At 46.0% G+C, this 14,650-nt stretch carries 17 protein-coding genes; 5 read left to right on the top strand and 12 right to left on the bottom strand.

Going from position 1 to position 14,650, the window contains the following annotated elements:
- Positions 1-192: 192 nt before the first annotated feature.
- The 12 genes from vopD to sctW are packed head-to-tail and all read right to left on the bottom strand — an operon-like array spanning position 193 to position 9,855.
- Complete coding sequence (vopD, locus tag R8O10_RS14530) at positions 193-1,197, bottom strand: type III secretion system translocon subunit VopD (protein WP_005377262.1); 1,005 nt, start codon at positions 1,195-1,197, stop codon at positions 193-195.
- 10 nt (positions 1,198-1,207) lie between these two features.
- Positions 1,208-2,407, bottom strand: a complete 1,200-nt coding sequence (vopB, locus tag R8O10_RS14525) for a type III secretion system translocon subunit VopB (protein ID WP_005377260.1) — start codon at positions 2,405-2,407, stop codon at positions 1,208-1,210.
- Between the two features lie 7 nt (positions 2,408-2,414).
- Positions 2,415-2,900, bottom strand: a complete 486-nt coding sequence (vcrH, locus tag R8O10_RS14520; RefSeq protein WP_005377258.1) for a SycD/LcrH family type III secretion system chaperone VcrH — start codon at positions 2,898-2,900, stop codon at positions 2,415-2,417.
- Positions 2,901-2,912: 12 nt separating this feature from the next.
- Positions 2,913-4,736 carry a virulence-associated V antigen gene (locus tag R8O10_RS14515; RefSeq protein ID WP_272870541.1) on the bottom strand — a complete coding sequence of 608 codons (1,824 nt, stop codon included), beginning with the start codon at positions 4,734-4,736 and terminating at the stop codon, positions 2,913-2,915.
- 10 nt (positions 4,737-4,746) lie between these two features.
- Positions 4,747-5,031: an LcrG family type III secretion system chaperone gene (locus tag R8O10_RS14510; RefSeq protein WP_005377254.1), complete on the bottom strand. Its 285-nt coding sequence runs from the start codon at positions 5,029-5,031 to the stop codon at positions 4,747-4,749.
- 60 nt (positions 5,032-5,091) lie between these two features.
- Positions 5,092-5,505: an LcrR family type III secretion system chaperone gene (locus tag R8O10_RS14505; RefSeq protein ID WP_005377252.1), complete on the bottom strand. Its 414-nt coding sequence runs from the start codon at positions 5,503-5,505 to the stop codon at positions 5,092-5,094.
- On the bottom strand, positions 5,505-7,631 hold the full coding sequence (gene vcrD / locus R8O10_RS14500) for a SctV family type III secretion system export apparatus subunit VcrD (protein WP_318191505.1): 2,127 nt from the start codon (positions 7,629-7,631) through the stop codon (positions 5,505-5,507). Before vcrD ends, R8O10_RS14505 begins: the two co-directional genes overlap by 1 nt.
- Positions 7,615-7,956 (bottom strand): type III secretion system chaperone VscY, encoded by a 342-nt coding sequence (gene vscY, locus R8O10_RS14495; RefSeq protein ID WP_005377248.1) that lies wholly within the window; start codon positions 7,954-7,956, stop codon positions 7,615-7,617. The genes vcrD and vscY overlap by 17 nt, the downstream gene beginning before the upstream one ends.
- Positions 7,957-7,961: 5 nt before the next feature.
- Positions 7,962-8,339, bottom strand: coding sequence for a type III secretion system protein VscX (vscX, locus tag R8O10_RS14490; RefSeq protein ID WP_005377246.1), 378 nt, complete (start codon positions 8,337-8,339; stop codon positions 7,962-7,964).
- Positions 8,336-8,710 (bottom strand): type III secretion chaperone SycN, encoded by a 375-nt coding sequence (sycN, locus tag R8O10_RS14485; RefSeq protein WP_005388159.1) that lies wholly within the window; start codon positions 8,708-8,710, stop codon positions 8,336-8,338. The genes vscX and sycN overlap by 4 nt, the downstream gene beginning before the upstream one ends.
- A complete protein-coding gene (locus R8O10_RS14480) occupies positions 8,697-8,981 on the bottom strand; it encodes a TyeA family type III secretion system gatekeeper subunit (protein ID WP_005377239.1) in 285 nt (94 codons plus the stop codon). The genes sycN and R8O10_RS14480 overlap by 14 nt, the downstream gene beginning before the upstream one ends.
- Entirely contained in the window at positions 8,962-9,855 is an 894-nt protein-coding gene (sctW, locus tag R8O10_RS14475) for a type III secretion system gatekeeper subunit SctW (protein ID WP_005377238.1), read from the bottom strand. Before sctW ends, R8O10_RS14480 begins: the two co-directional genes overlap by 20 nt.
- Before the next feature lie 185 nt (positions 9,856-10,040).
- Here sctW and vscN point away from each other — a divergent pair, with 185 nt between their 5' ends.
- From vscN to vscR, 5 genes are read left to right on the top strand one after another with little or no spacing between them, the layout of a single operon-like run.
- Positions 10,041-11,363: a SctN family type III secretion system ATPase VscN gene (gene vscN, locus R8O10_RS14470; protein WP_005377237.1), complete on the top strand. Its 1,323-nt coding sequence runs from the start codon at positions 10,041-10,043 to the stop codon at positions 11,361-11,363.
- Positions 11,360-11,821, top strand: coding sequence for a type III secretion protein (locus tag R8O10_RS14465; protein ID WP_005377236.1), 462 nt, complete (start codon positions 11,360-11,362; stop codon positions 11,819-11,821). The genes vscN and R8O10_RS14465 overlap by 4 nt, the downstream gene beginning before the upstream one ends.
- A 9-nt stretch (positions 11,822-11,830) precedes the next feature.
- Positions 11,831-13,036, top strand: coding sequence for a type III secretion system needle length determinant (locus tag R8O10_RS14460; protein WP_005377235.1), 1,206 nt, complete (start codon positions 11,831-11,833; stop codon positions 13,034-13,036).
- Positions 13,033-14,001: a SctQ family type III secretion system cytoplasmic ring protein VscQ gene (gene vscQ / locus R8O10_RS14455; protein ID WP_182039226.1), complete on the top strand. Its 969-nt coding sequence runs from the start codon at positions 13,033-13,035 to the stop codon at positions 13,999-14,001. The genes R8O10_RS14460 and vscQ overlap by 4 nt, the downstream gene beginning before the upstream one ends.
- A complete protein-coding gene (vscR, locus tag R8O10_RS14450; RefSeq protein WP_005377232.1) occupies positions 13,998-14,648 on the top strand; it encodes a SctR family type III secretion system export apparatus subunit VscR in 651 nt (216 codons plus the stop codon). The genes vscQ and vscR overlap by 4 nt, the downstream gene beginning before the upstream one ends.
- The last annotated feature ends 2 nt before the right edge of the window (positions 14,649-14,650 follow it).

Below are 14,650 nucleotides of genomic sequence, written 5' to 3'. Positions count from 1 at the left end.
TACTTGTGTTAATGACCGTTTAAGTATAGCAATCGTTAACAATTTGATAACGTTTGAGTTCTCATCCTTGGAGGTTGATTTATAGATATATACTTTTTTATCAACTTAACCTACTGATAAATAACATTTAGACTTGAATGCCATAAAAAAAGCGTTGTATAAACAACGCTTTGTAGTTAGTGAAACGGATGGTTACACCGTTGGGACTGATGCTCGCCACGCTTGGTTCTGGCTATCTGAGATAGATCGGAACAAGTCACGTAGCTCTTTCAATAAGCCTTCTTGGAAACCAATGTTTTCATCGGCTTTCTGTTTGGCTGCTTGTGCGCGAGTCGCTTGTACTTCATCATCTTTGCTGCGCGCTTGCGCTTTGGTTTGCTCTACATTCGATGCTGAGTTTGCCATCTGACCCAAAGCTTGAAGAATCGCGTTCTTCGCTTGGTTTGAGCTCATCAACTTATCGAACTTACGGCCACCACTTGTCAGCTGCGCTGTCGTGTCTGCGATATTGTCTTTCGCTAGTGAGTGCGCACGCTTAACCTGATCTTGCTGCGTTTTAGACAAGCTATTGTTATTTAATAACTCTTCTGCTTGATCGAAGCCAGCTTTTTGCGTTTTAAGTACATTATTGCTCGCCATTTCATTCTTGATTTCTTTCCCTGCTTTGAAAGAACCAAGGGCACCAATAATTGCGGTAGCACCCGCTAGTACACCCGAAACGACTGCCATCGCGATCATCGCGCTTGCCGAGTTGTTGAGTTCTGCCGCTTGGCTTTCTAAACTCGCGACGTTTGCTTCAACAGCAATTTCACGTTGTAGCACTTGCTGCTCACGGCTCAGCTTTGATACTTGATACAACAATGTTAATAGCGTCAACGATTGTGATACCGCATCTGATGGTGACTTGATCACCTCCTCACCGTTAAGCGCTTTCATCGTTGTGCTCATTAATGAGCTCACCGTCGGTGCAAGAGCGCTCATTAGGTTTGCAACAACTTGAGCTTGGTTACTCACTGTAGGAGCTTTAGGTGTCTCTAACTGGTAGCGTGCTGCACCAGAAACACCTGACTCACTTTGGCTTTTAACGGCGCCCGCTTCAAGCTTTGTTTCCGGCGCTTTTTCTGCTTTGTTGGTTTTAATGGTGTCGCCTAAACCGTATAGTTCACCACGACCCGTTCCGCCTACTTTATCTAGCATAATAAACTCCTTATACCGTTGCAGGACGGCTTAACACCGTTTGCATAGTTTCACTTTTCGCTTGAATCATTTGCATGATGAGACTCATCAGCTCTTGGAAGTCTTCCATCAACTTACCAATCTCTTCTTTGAGCTTATCAATGACAGCCTGGCTTAACGTCATTTTGGCTCGAAGGTCTGTGATATCAGCCTGAATCTCTGTCACGTGAGCATTGTTAGCAGCGTGGACACTGTCCGTTGCGCCTTTACCCACGTTGACGGCAAGATCGACGGTTTCTGCGCCATAACGAATCGCTTTCGCTGTTGTTGTCGCAGCTTTTGTGCCCATATCCGCCACTTTCGCCATGTTTGCAGCGGCTTTCGTAGCGATTTCCGTGACCTTTTGAGCTACCTTACCAGCACCTTTCGCTGCAAGTTTCGCGATACCGCCAGCTGCTGCACCACCAAACGTCACAACAGCTCCGATAACCGCGACGGCGATTTCTAATGCCATTACGACTTTGTTTAACACATCGACATTTACGCCCGCTTCTTTTAGCGCATCTTGAACGGCTGGCTCTTGCAACGCCATGCTCACTGCTCCCATGACGCCACCAGCGATCATAAGTGCACCGGCTGCTGCACCAACACCCGTTGCCACCATTACGGCACCAACAACAATAGAAACCACCGCACTGATCCAACCAAAGATCTTCGCTGCTAAGCCTGATTTTTGGGCTTCTTTTGCAGCGGCTTCCGATTCTTTGATTTTGTCTTGGTTTTCCACCATCTCTTTTTCGTGCTTAGCTTTTGCGACCTTCACTTCCTGAATTTTCAGCTCGTTTTGAGCACTTTTCAGTTTATCCGTGATAGCAGCAAGCTCTACTTCAAAATCATCAGCAGATCCTGCGATGATTTTGACGGCAATCGAACCTGTTTGGTCTGCAACTGCATGGAGAGATTTTGCAATGGTATCGACGATCTTTTGCAGCTGTGCCATGGCTTTTAGCGTCAAATCATTTACTTTGTCACTAACAGCTGCGTTAGGTGCATCTAACTGAACTTTTACTTTTCCGGTGTTCAGTACATCTGCATCTTTACTCTTCACGTTTTCTACCGTCACAGAAGGCGTCGCTGTAGACGCCGTTTTCTGCACGTTATCTAACGTGGCTTGGCCAGACTCAGGGCTATAAACCTGTGTCTGGATGCGGTCAAGTGCAATAGAACTCATAGTCTAATTACTCCTTTTTATTTCTCACCGCTTCTAACATGATGCCTGCACGCTCATGCAAATCTGCATATTGTGATTTTCCGGCAGACATCTCCTTCGCGCTGTAAAACCCACTCTCTGCTTCTGTCAGTTGTTCCAGTTTAAGGTGACATTCAGCAGAGTGAAAAGGTGGGCGTGGATCATTTACGTCCACTAGCGCTGCGTAGCTGTAGGCGTCTATTGCCTGCAGATACTCACCCAACTCCTGACGAGCCGCGCCAAGGCCAATGAAAAATCGCGCCTGATAATGATCAAGCATGCTGAGTAATTGAAATACTTTCGCTGCTTGCTCAATCTTTCCCGATTGAAAAAAGTTGTAACCTACGGCATAAATGTGTTCGATGGTGTCCTGAGACACATCGTGCAACATTTTTAGCGTGCCTCCCTCTTCCAGAAAAGACAACAGCTCTTCTGCTTGCATTTGGGATGGATCGGTCGCGTTTGTTTTAGTCATGGTTGGTTATCCTTAAATGGCTCGTAGGATTTCTTGTAAAATACTGTGGTACTTCTGAACAAACTTGTTCATCGCTTCAACGGTCGAGTTGTATTGAGAACTGGTGTCGTTCAGCTCAGTGGTTTTGATTTGCACTTCATCGTTAAGCAACTTGGATTTAGCACTGACAGAACTAGAAAAATTAGACAGTTTTTTCGACTTCTCTTCGTCTTGGTACGACGCACCATCACCGATAGTAATACCTTGTGTTTGAAGGAAGTCTCGATGGTTTGTTATCTTATTATCCGTCAAATACTTGTACTCAGGTGAAGCTTCAAAATCCGTTTGATTACTGTAGTTAAAGTCACTCGCTTTGAAGTTACTTTCTGGATATCCCGGTTTATAAACCCCATCAACACTTTGCGTAGAGTGAATTTTTGATTGCACAACACCAAAAACTTTAAGCTGTATTGTGAGATCCTCTAATGCCTCTTTCTGGTCATTACGTTTCTCTAAACGGTTAACACGACGCTCATTTAGTGCAAGCAGCACTTGCTCATCAAAACGGTCTCCAATGCTGGACTCAACAACGGCCAACAAATCACGAGCCGTTAGAGAGTGCTCTGCTCTCACCTCGCGATCCGCTTTCTCTTTATCGGTGATATTGAGTAGACGCTCTTTCAATGCCCCTAAGTTTTTGCGCAATGCCTCGTATCGCTCAGTAAATGAAGCCCCGGTAGATTCACCTTTTACTATTTTTTCAAACTGTAATCGGATATCTCGTTCGGTGTTTTCTTTGATCAAATTAACTTGAGCTGCCGTTATTTGTGTCTTTTGGACATCGGCTATCGCGCTGTCCTGGTAAAAGTCATCGATTTCTATATTTGTTAAACTCACCGCGAAGTTGGCGAACAGACTAGAAAGGGTCAAAGGCTCAGTTCCACCAATGACAGTATTAAGTGTTGCTTTTAGATTGTTCGTTCCACTCGCCTCACCATAAGCTGCGCTATATTGGCCTTTCACTTGAGCGGCCATTTCATCTAACGCTTCTTTAAGCTGCTGTTTAGAAATACCAGGAGTCCAGGTAATTCTGCTAGCTAGCGCACTTGCGTCATCGGTGCTTAAAGTAATACCAATGCCTTGAAAACTACTTTTTAATTGAGCTGAGACTTGAAGGGCGAAACTCTCTTTAGTCAACAGAAAGTCCGAGCTCTTCAGTTGCGCGAGATTAACGGAACCTAAGCTACTAAAGGCATTGCGAAGAAAAGAAATAGAAGCATCTCTCACTTCACGGGAGCCCATTTGATTAGCAAGCTCTGCAACAAAAAGAGAAATTTCTTTGGTGGCATTAGCCAGTTCTGTCTCGGAGAGGTTGGCGATCTGCTCCGCTTGGTTACTCTGGGTGCCCAGATTAAATTGACTAACAAACTCAGTAGATAACGAGCTATCTACGTTTTCCGTCAGTAGCTTACTAAACCAAGCCTGAAACTGATTTGATAGCGTTTGGTTTGTTTGAGCATTAAACTCGGCTGCGGTTAATTCGCCATCTGAGTTAGCACTTTGTAGCGACTTTATCCAAACAGATGCGGTGTCGGTCAATGATATACCAGCAAACGCGTTATTTTTCGCTTTTAGGTTTTCAAGCGTATCAACATAAAGCGCGATGCTTTGTGATTCCGTTTGTCCCGAGATAGTTGGCAATGAAGAGATTATCGAGGCAAGTTGCTGAGTCTCTGCTTCACCCAGTACAGGGGTAAATGCCTCTATCAAGTTTTGTTGGAAAGTGGGTAATGGTGCACTACTCGCAGCTGTGTCTGTTGCTCCTGTCGTAGAGCCAGTCGTTTTCATATTCGTCATTTCCAAACCTCTAAATCATCATGCCGCGCATCACTGTGGGACGCTTTCTGCGTTTACCTGACGTACCTTGTAGCTGAGTTTGTTGCTGCCGGCGGCGCTGGACTTCGTCTATTAGCTCTTGCTCTGCACGTTTCATGGTATCTACTGGCGCTTTTATGCCGCCAAGTAAAACATCCCCCGCAACAGGACCAACACCTAAGCCTTCCAATAGCTCGTTAAAAATATCGGTTCTGTCTTCAGCTTTTCTAATGGCAAGCTCAGCGTTCTCAATCGCATCGGTAAACGGTTGCTTCATCTTGATTCCTATCTTAAAGCGGGTCATCTCATCGGTGCTGTCAGTAACAGTCGTGAGTTTTTACTTTTTCAACTTTTTCAAAGGTCTATAATCTGCTAGGCGTAAACAGTACCAGTCTTCTAGCTCATCATGGCTTGCACCGCATGCTTTTAGATAGAACTGTGCCAATCGCTGGCTGCTCATGTTGCTACCACGTAACACATCGACGTTGCCGCGAATGACCCAATCGGAGGGATAAAGTTGAATGGCATGTTCAGCCAAGAGAAATAAGCCGGCAAAGGGGTTACTCAACCCCAATTTTGGACGAACGCGTTTCAGAAGAACGATGATGATTTCACCGTCCTCCACCCGAAAAACGAGCTCTAAGCCCTCAACTTCAATTCGATAACCAAGTTGAATTTCACTTTGTTGCCAAAAGTATGGCGTCACTTCGATCCCCGCTTGCGCCAGCGAGAGTATTAGTTTTGTTTTCATTACATCCCCACCCTTCCAAGTGGCTGAATATTGATTTGCTGGGTTAGTTCTTGAAATGACAAAACGGGCAGATCGTAGTATTCCGATTCAATAAGCTTTCGCACATATCGGCGTACATCCATAGACACAACTAGCACAGGTTTATTCGGCATGCGGCTTAAGTCACCAATGGTCTGTTTCACATCACTGACAAATTGTTGCGTTACTGACGGATCTAACGCCAAGTAACTCCCTGCTGAGGTTTGACGAATACCGCTGCGTATTGTGTCTTCGAGATTTTGATCCAATAAGTAAGCGGGCAACATGTTTTGTCCGCTCGCGTATTTGTAGCAAATGTAACGTTTTAAGCTGGAACGAATGTACTCCGTCAGCTGTACAACATCTTTCTCTTTTTGGCCCCACTCAACCATCGCTTCCAAGATCACGCGAAGGTTTCGGATAGAAATGTCTTCAGAAACCAAGCGTTGCAAGATTTCCGTCATTTTTTGCAACGGAACAATACGCTGGGCCTCTTTGACTAGCTCCGAATAACTGCCTTCCATCTGCTCCAACAGATAACGCGTCTCCTGAATACCAATAAAGTCTTGTGCGTACTCCTTAAGAACATGAGACAAGTGGTACGTTAAAATCCTGTCGGGTGTGAGAAAACCGACATGACTGGCTACGAGTTTTTGCTCATAACTCTGTGCCACCCAAATGCTAGAAATACCGGGTAGAAAATCTTCATCTTGCTCATAAGGCACGCCTAATAAATCGATCTGTTCATTCCCTTCTGTCACCAAGAGTTGATCTTTAACAATTCGTCCTCGTGCAACCGGGACTTCTTGTAACTGAATTAAGTACTCGCCATTTTGCATCCCCTCGTTAAAGCGCAGGTGGATGCCTGGGAAAGGCACGCCTAGGTCGAGATATAGTGCGCGTCTAACCCTTGCTAGCTCTTCATTTAATGCGACCGCTTCCAAGCTTTCCTGAAGGCTCTCGTCAAGATCGATCAAGAGTGGGACCGTCATGGCAAACTCTTCTTGCTCACCTAATTTGCCTTTACTGTTTCTAGATGGAGTGGGTTTGTTTGGCTTCGCTGCTGGCGAACCGGCCCCTTGCGAAACAAAGCTTGATAAGTCGGTGCTATCTGATTCAGCTTGTTTTTTCTGTTGATAGAAAAGGAAGAAACCACCACCACCAACCACGGCGGCCAAGACCAGAAAAGTGATTTTTGGAAACCCAGGGATGAGTGCGAACAGCACCAAAAGCACACCACCAATAAGAAGCGCACGTGGCTGAGCAATGACCTGCCCACCAATGTCCGACCCAAGATCAGAAGAATCTTCATGAGAAACACGCGTCACGATAATACCGGCGGTAATCGCGATAAAGAGTGCCGGGATCTGCGATACCAAACCATCGCCAACGGTCAAAATCGCAAACAATTCAAGTGCTTCAGAAGCACTCATGCCTTTTTGCGTTACCCCGATCGTGACGCCACCTAAGATGTTGACCACAATGATGACCAGACCCGCAATGGAGTCGCCTTTAACGAACTTCATCGCGCCATCCATCGAGCCATACATTTGGCTTTCTTTTTCAATCAGTGATCGTCGGTGCCTAGCTTCGTGTACGTCAATTACTCCGGCACGCATGTCACCGTCAACACTCATCTGCTTACCAGGCATCGCATCGAGTGAGAAGCGCGCACTAACTTCTGCTACCCTTTCTGAGCCTTTGGTGATCACCATAAACTGAACAATGGTAATGATCAGGAACACAACGATACCGACCACTAAGTTACCGCCCACAACGAAGTTACCGAATGTATAAACGATTTGACCAGCATCGCCTTGTAGCAAGATCAAGCGGGTTGTCGTGATAGATAAAGACAGACGAAACAATGTCGTGATCAATAGCACCGCAGGAAATGCAGAGAACTCAAGTGGCGTGGTGATGTAAATCGCTAACATAAGCAGCACCACCGCAATGCTCATGTTGGTGCCAATCAGCACATCCACCAGTGCGGTAGGAAGTGGCAATATCATCATAAAGACGATCGCGAGTAACATCACCGCAAGCATGATGTCTTTGCGTTGCCCTACTTTGTTTAGAATATCGATCAACTTATTCATGTGATTCACTATTTAAAGATTGCAGATAGCGTCGGTGCGCTTGGCGTGCCCCATCGACGTCATTTTGTTTCCAACGCGCTTGGCTTAAACAAAACCAGAGTCCTGCCGAGTCAGGATGAAGGTCAGATTTTAATAAGTGCTCACACACCTCAATCGCCCGGGTATATCGACCACTTTGTAAACACGCCACAGCAAGTGTTTGCATCGCCTCTTTGTGCTGCGGTTCTATTTCTAGAACCGCATCGAGAATAGAAATGGCATGCTCTGGCTTTTGGTATTGAACTTGTAGCGCAGCGTGAACAAGTAAGAGTTCAATGTCTTTGGATCTCAACATGTTGGTTAGACCTGAATAAGGAGATTGAGCGCCATAGTGAGGTAACGCTGATCTAGTTGCGTACTTTGTAGCGTTTCAGATGCTTTGATAAAAGAAGCGGAGCCTGAATCCTGTGCAAGAACTTGCAGCTGAGCTAACGTTTCATCAAATTGTTGACGGTATTTTTCTGGACGCAACAACTCTGAGTGCAGCAGCTTGGGCTTAGTTAACGCGATGAGATATTGGTCTGAAGGCCTGAGATCATAGAGCTTCTCTAAATGTGTAGCGACCGCCTGACCATCAGGAAGCAATTGAAATCGCTCTGGGAAATCGGCCTTAACTTCACTATGAGTAACATGCGTAAAGGCTTCGATGCCTACGTTTAAAGTGCTGACTCGAGTCATGAGCCTGCCACATCGTTATGTAGACGAGCCAAAAGCGTAAACGCTTGCTCTAAGGTCGGAAGTGTTACTTCTTCTCCTTTTAGCCTTGCTGAAAAAACCAGAGTTTGTTCATCTAACAAGCCGGTTTTAATTTCGAAAGGCCAGCCTTGATCGGCATGACACAAACACAGTGCACTTTGAATCATGTCACTGGTTTGATGCCAAGATAACGCTCGAGACAACATCAAGAATAACTGCTCACCCTGTCGCTCAATATGCAGCGTACCACTTTGCTCAAAATCCAGCTGCACCCGTCCAGCTGATGAGAAATCGACGGCATCGAGCCCCATTCCTCGGCAAAATTCATCGACGGATGCATCAATCCAACTCATCTTCCCACGCTTCCTCTTCTTCTATATCAATGGCTTCGTCTAGCGCCTTTTGTACCGCTTGGATTAAATTCTGTCGTTGTTCTTCATCGGCGAATACGTCAATTGGGATTGCGCGAACTAACTTATGGAACTCTCGAAAAAAATCGATTTTTTGTTCTACCGCCGTCAATTCCATTGCGTTGGCGACTTTCCATATCTCATCACTGCTTACCCATCGCTGCTCTACCAACGCAATCACATCAGCCATCAAATTAGAAACTTGATAAGCCATAATTCGTCCTTTCCGGTTTAAACATTTGGAACAGCTGACTCACACGATCTTGCAACGTATTTAGAGTTTTGAGTTTTTGCATATCGGACATCAACCACTTCAACTTAACCGAATCGATACTGCTACCTTGAACACTAAGATCTGCACTCATGCCTTGCAGCATAAAGTCAACAGCGGTCGATACCTCCTGCTCACCAAAGCGCGCCACAACATCTTGATAAGCCGCGCCGAGCCCTTGATAACTATGAACGGTATCGCGGTAGAAGCCGCGCAGCTGATGCAAAGAGCTAAACTCTTGCTCTTGGCTGTATTCATCAGCAAAATTTGAGACACGGATTTCCGTATCAATTTGAGACCATGTATCTGGGTTTTGCTCGATTCTTAGAAGTGCTTGGTCAATCAGCGCTAGTAGGTGTTTACTTTCTGGACTCGCACTCAAAAACTTTTTAACGGCTTTTAGGGCTAGGTATTGATGGCTTTTCTCATCGGAAAACCCATTCAAGTAGGCTTGTAATTGCGCGATGGTCGAGATATTTCCTCCCGCCATTTTTGTAGCCAAATCTTTGATTTTTTGATTCTTTTCAAGATCAGGGACTTTTCTTAAGTAGTCCGAAACGAGTTCATGTGCTTCATTAACTCGAACACCACTGTCTTTCACTTTGCGCTTGGTCAGATCTTTCTCTGCTTTTTCGGAACCGAGTGAAGTGAGTTCTTCCATCGCATCAAAAAGTGATTGTGTGGCATTGTGAACACGGACGGTTTCACCGCGATAATTGCCTTTTTGTGAAACGTCGGGACGAGACGATTCCAACCCGTTTTGGATAGACGCATCAAACTTTGGATTTGTTGCGATATGATTGTTGATAATACTCATTCACTTGCACTCCTTCCGCACAATACAGGCGAATTATAGGAAGTGCGCTTTGTTGAAGCTGTCAAAATCAGACGTGTTTTTTTAGTGCGCTTTCAGTTTTCTAAAAACTCCCGACTGATATTCACTATAAATTGATTCTTATACTTTCTATCCTCTCAGCATCAATCATTGCGCATATTTTTACCTTGAACGATTTCTCATACATCACTGATATCCAACAATCTGCGATTAAACACACGCGTTTGATCCAAATTCGCGGGCGCGTTACACAAGTCACCGGCACCATTATCAAAGCTGTCGTCCCTGGCGTTCGTGTAGGTGAACTGTGTGAGTTGCGTAATCCCGATCAAACTCTGTCTTTGTTAGCGGAAGTGGTTGGCTTCCAGCAGCATCACGCTCTGCTCACCCCATTAGGAAATATGTTTGGGATTTCCTCAAATACAGAAGTAAGCCCAATGGGCAAAATGCACGAAGTGGGTGTTGGCGACCACCTGTTAGGTACAACGCTTGACGGGCTTGGGCGTCCTTTCGATGGTACGCAAAGTCAGGAACCAAGTGCTTGGTATCCTGTTTATCGCGATGCGCCACCACCAATGCAACGTAAACTGATTGAAAAGCCAATCTCTCTTGGCGTTCGATCCATTGATGGGCTACTGACCTGTGGTGAAGGTCAGCGCATGGGTATTTTTGCAGCAGCTGGCGGGGGTAAAAGTACCCTACTGGCAAAACTGATTCGCTCCGCAGAAGTTGACGTGACCGTTCTCGCCTTAATTGGTGAACGCGGACGCGAAGTGCGCGAGTTTATTGAGCATGACCTAGGCGAAGAAGGAATGGCCAAATCGGTTTTAGTGGTCGCTACCTCTGATCGCCCAGCAATGGAGCGCGCCAAAGCCGCTTTTGTTGCCACTTCTATCGCAGAATATTTTCGTGACCAAGGTAAACGCGTGCTACTGCTGATGGATTCTGTAACGCGTTTCGCCCGCGCACAGAGGGAGATTGGACTAGCCGCAGGCGAGCCACCAACACGACGTGGCTATCCGCCTTCCGTTTTTGCCGCTTTGCCAAAGCTGATGGAACGAGCTGGACAATCAGACAAAGGATCAATTACAGCACTGTACACCGTGTTGGTGGAAGGTGACGACATGACAGAGCCTGTCGCGGATGAAACTCGCTCCATTTTAGATGGGCACATCATTCTCTCGCGCAAGCTTGCGGCAATGAACCATTACCCCGCCATTGATGTACTTCGGTCAGCAAGCCGAGTGATGAATCAAATCGTTGAACCCGATCATCAGGCGTCTGCTGCTCATATTCGCGAAATGTTAGCTAAGTATGAAGAAGTTGAGCTGCTAATCAAAATTGGCGAATACCAACATGGCGCAGATAGCCTAGCAGATATGGCCATTGCACAAAGTGATGATATACGCGCCTTTTTACGCCAAGGCACTCATGAACCAAGCGATCTTGATGGCGCTATCGCTCAACTTAAAGGGATGGCGAAACAATGATAGAACGTTTATTAGAAATCAAAAAAATTCGCGCTGACCGTGCGGATAAAGCCGTCAAGCGTCAAGAATACCGAGTGTCAAACGCCGCAGCACAGGTTCAAAAGGCCGAACGTTCTGTCGCGGACTATCACGTTTGGCGCCAGGAAGAAGAAGAGCGACGTTTTGCTAAAGCAAAACAACAAACGCTCGTTCTCAAAGAGCTGGAAACATTAAGACAAGAAATCGCGTTGTTAAGAGAGAGAGAAGCCGAACTTAAACAACGTGTGGCCGAGTCAAAAAAAGCGCTTGAAATCGAACGCTCGGCACTTAAAGAAAAGCAAAAAGAGGCGCGACAAGCCCATAAAACCAAAGAAAAATTCGTTCAGTTGCAGCAACAAGAAGTCGCGGAAAAATCGCGAGAAAGGCAATACCAAGAAGAACTCGAACAGGAAGAGTTTCGCACTGTCGACATTATCTAAAGGTTCACTATGCGCATTACCCCAACAACTGAAGCATCGAATACGCTGCACAAATCAACGCCAGAACAAGCGCCTCTCGAGAAGGAGGCCGAGCTTCAATCACAATTCGAGCATGCAATGACGAAGAAGCCTAGCAAGGGAAAGGAGTCTATCGTTGGGAATCCCCAAAAAAATCATACTGGCGAAAAAGACATACCGCTAAGGCATAAGACATCTCAAGGTCTAGATAAGAAACATAACCTATCGAACCAAGAAGCCAACGCTGACAAAAACATCTCCACCTTAAACGGTCAAAGTGACGTCGTCACTAAGAGAGACGTAGAGAAATCGCAAGACGACGCAGCAAATAGCGAAGAAATAATTAGCGAAAACAATAAACTGCTTAAAAATGACGGAAAAAGCGATGGCGACACAGTTCTAAGCTCCCCTTCTACCGAGCTTGTTGATCCTCACTTTCAAGCTCATTTGAAAGATGACAAACCGACGCCGATGGATAAACGTATCTCACCGGATTGTCTCTCTACGCTTGAATCTGGCTTGCTCCCCCAAAGTGCGACAGCGACAGAGCTCGCTCAAGATGGGATTAACATTGTTGGCCTAACGAAAAAGCAAACTGAAAAAACGCACAATAAGCGTGCAACTCCGCCGCTACAGAATACAGGCAAACGATCAGACCAAACTGATGGCCTGCCTGAAACCAAGCCTCTTGAAAAAATCGAGACGAAAAGCGCACTATTCGCCGTTAAAACGGATGAAGAAAAAGTGCCTTCTCAGCCCTTTGCAAGTGCGGTAACACAAGGCGATGTCATCCTAAAAAGTGTTGCTTCGCAGGCTCAACCAAGCCCAACGCGAGACGTAAACCAATTACTCCAGCAATTGGTGGACAAAATCTATGTTGCTCTGCCAACCGCATCGGACAACAAAGAGGTTCGGCTGTTTCTAAGTGAAGGGCAATTAAAAGGTGGTGAAATCCACATCAAGTTGGACGCTCAAGGGTATAGCGTGACGATTCGACAAGAGCATGCCCTTTCCATTATTAGCCAGCAAGCTAGACAAGATCTTGCTGAACGGCTAAACCGATTCGGCGGTGAGCAGCCACTTCGCTTAGCGATCAGCGAACAAACTCAACAGCTCGATCAACAACAACATGAACAACAACACTCACGCCAACAACGCAGCGTGTATGAAGAATGGCAAGCGGAGAATGACCTATGACGCCGTTAATAATCCCCAAAGTGGATGCAGAAAGTATCGCGCTCAGCAATCAACTTTGTGCAAAACAGTGCCACTTCCAAGGGACTGATGGTCAGAGCGTATCGATTACTGTTGCTCAAATCCCTTCATTTGAAGGGTTCCGTTTAACCACGTTGATTGGAGGGCAAACCCTACAAGTAGACTTTTCTCGTGCGCAGCTCCAACATTGGCTGAAATCGACCTTAAATGCTACTGCGTTTGAGTCCCTGCCTAACTCCCTCCAGTTAGCACTTTTGAGCTCACAGATAGAACCGCATAGTGAGGCAATCAAAGCGCTATTTGGTCAGTTACCCATTCTTAGTCAACTACAGCCGTTAGAGGCGAGCCAGGCCCAAGAGCATACTTTAATGTTAACCCTCAATAAGCCTAACGGCTCTCTTTGTTTGTGGGTTAGCGAAGGATCAGACGTGTTGTTGGATGCGCTACCAAACAGCGCTGCTCTACAAGCTCGACACCTCGCTTTACCTGTGTGGTTAAGTCTTGGAAGGACCCATTTGACGTTAAGCGAATTTAATTCGCTCGAGCTGGGAGATGTCATCTTTTTTGACGATGGTTACATCGCCAAGCAACAAACCATTTTTCAAGTATCTAACCAGAATCTCTGGCGCTGCCAACTGGATGACCAAACTCTTCACATTATGGAAAAAGAAACCAATATGAATGACGTAAACACTTCAGAAATGTTAACCGACCACCAGCAACTACCTGTGGAACTCACGTTTGATATCGGCCATCAAACCATCACGCTAGAGCAGCTTAACCAGCTCCAGCCAGGGTACGTATTCGAGCTAAACCAGCCTGTATCTAAGCCGGTAACATTGCGTGCCAACGGCAAAATCATTGGTGAGTGTGAACTGGTTAATGTTAACGAACATTTAGGTGTGCGCGTAGTGGAGCTGTTCGGTGGCACGCAGGAGCCAGCATGATCCAGTTACCCGACGAGCTCAATCTCATTGTCAGCTTAGCACTGCTGGCACTGATCCCATTTATCGCCATGATGGCGACGTCATTTGTGAAACTCGCCGTTGTATTCTCACTGCTGCGTAACGCTCTCGGTGTACAGCAAATTCCGCCGAATATGGCGCTTTACGGATTGGCCATCATTCTGTCAATTTTCATCATGGCTCCCGTCGGGTTTGAAACCTACGACTACGTAAAGCAGCATGATATCTCCCTTGAAGATTCTGCAAGTGTAGAAGGCCTCATTGAAAGCGGTTTACAGCCTTATCGAGAATTTTTGAAAAAGCATATTCGGGAAACCGAAGCCATATTCTTCACTGATGCTGCACGCACATTGTGGCCACAGAAGTACGTAGACCGTTTAGAGTCGGACAGTTTATTGCTCTTACTGCCCGCATTTACCGTCAGCGAGCTTACTCGCGCTTTTGAAATTGGCTTTCTGTTGTACTTACCGTTCATCGCTATTGACCTAATTGTGTCGAATATCCTACTCGCGATGGGGATGATGATGGTATCGCCAATGACGATTTCCCTCCCCTTCAAATTGTTGCTTTTTGTCTTGCTTGACGGCTGGACAAAGCTCACCCACGGCTTAGTGTTGAGTTACGGTTAATC

The organism is Vibrio sp. 1727 (genome assembly GCF_033344415.1).
GTDB lineage: Bacteria > Pseudomonadota > Gammaproteobacteria > Enterobacterales > Vibrionaceae > Vibrio > Vibrio alginolyticus.
Note: the sequence above shows the minus strand (reverse complement) of the source record. Positions and strands in the feature narration are given on the sequence as shown.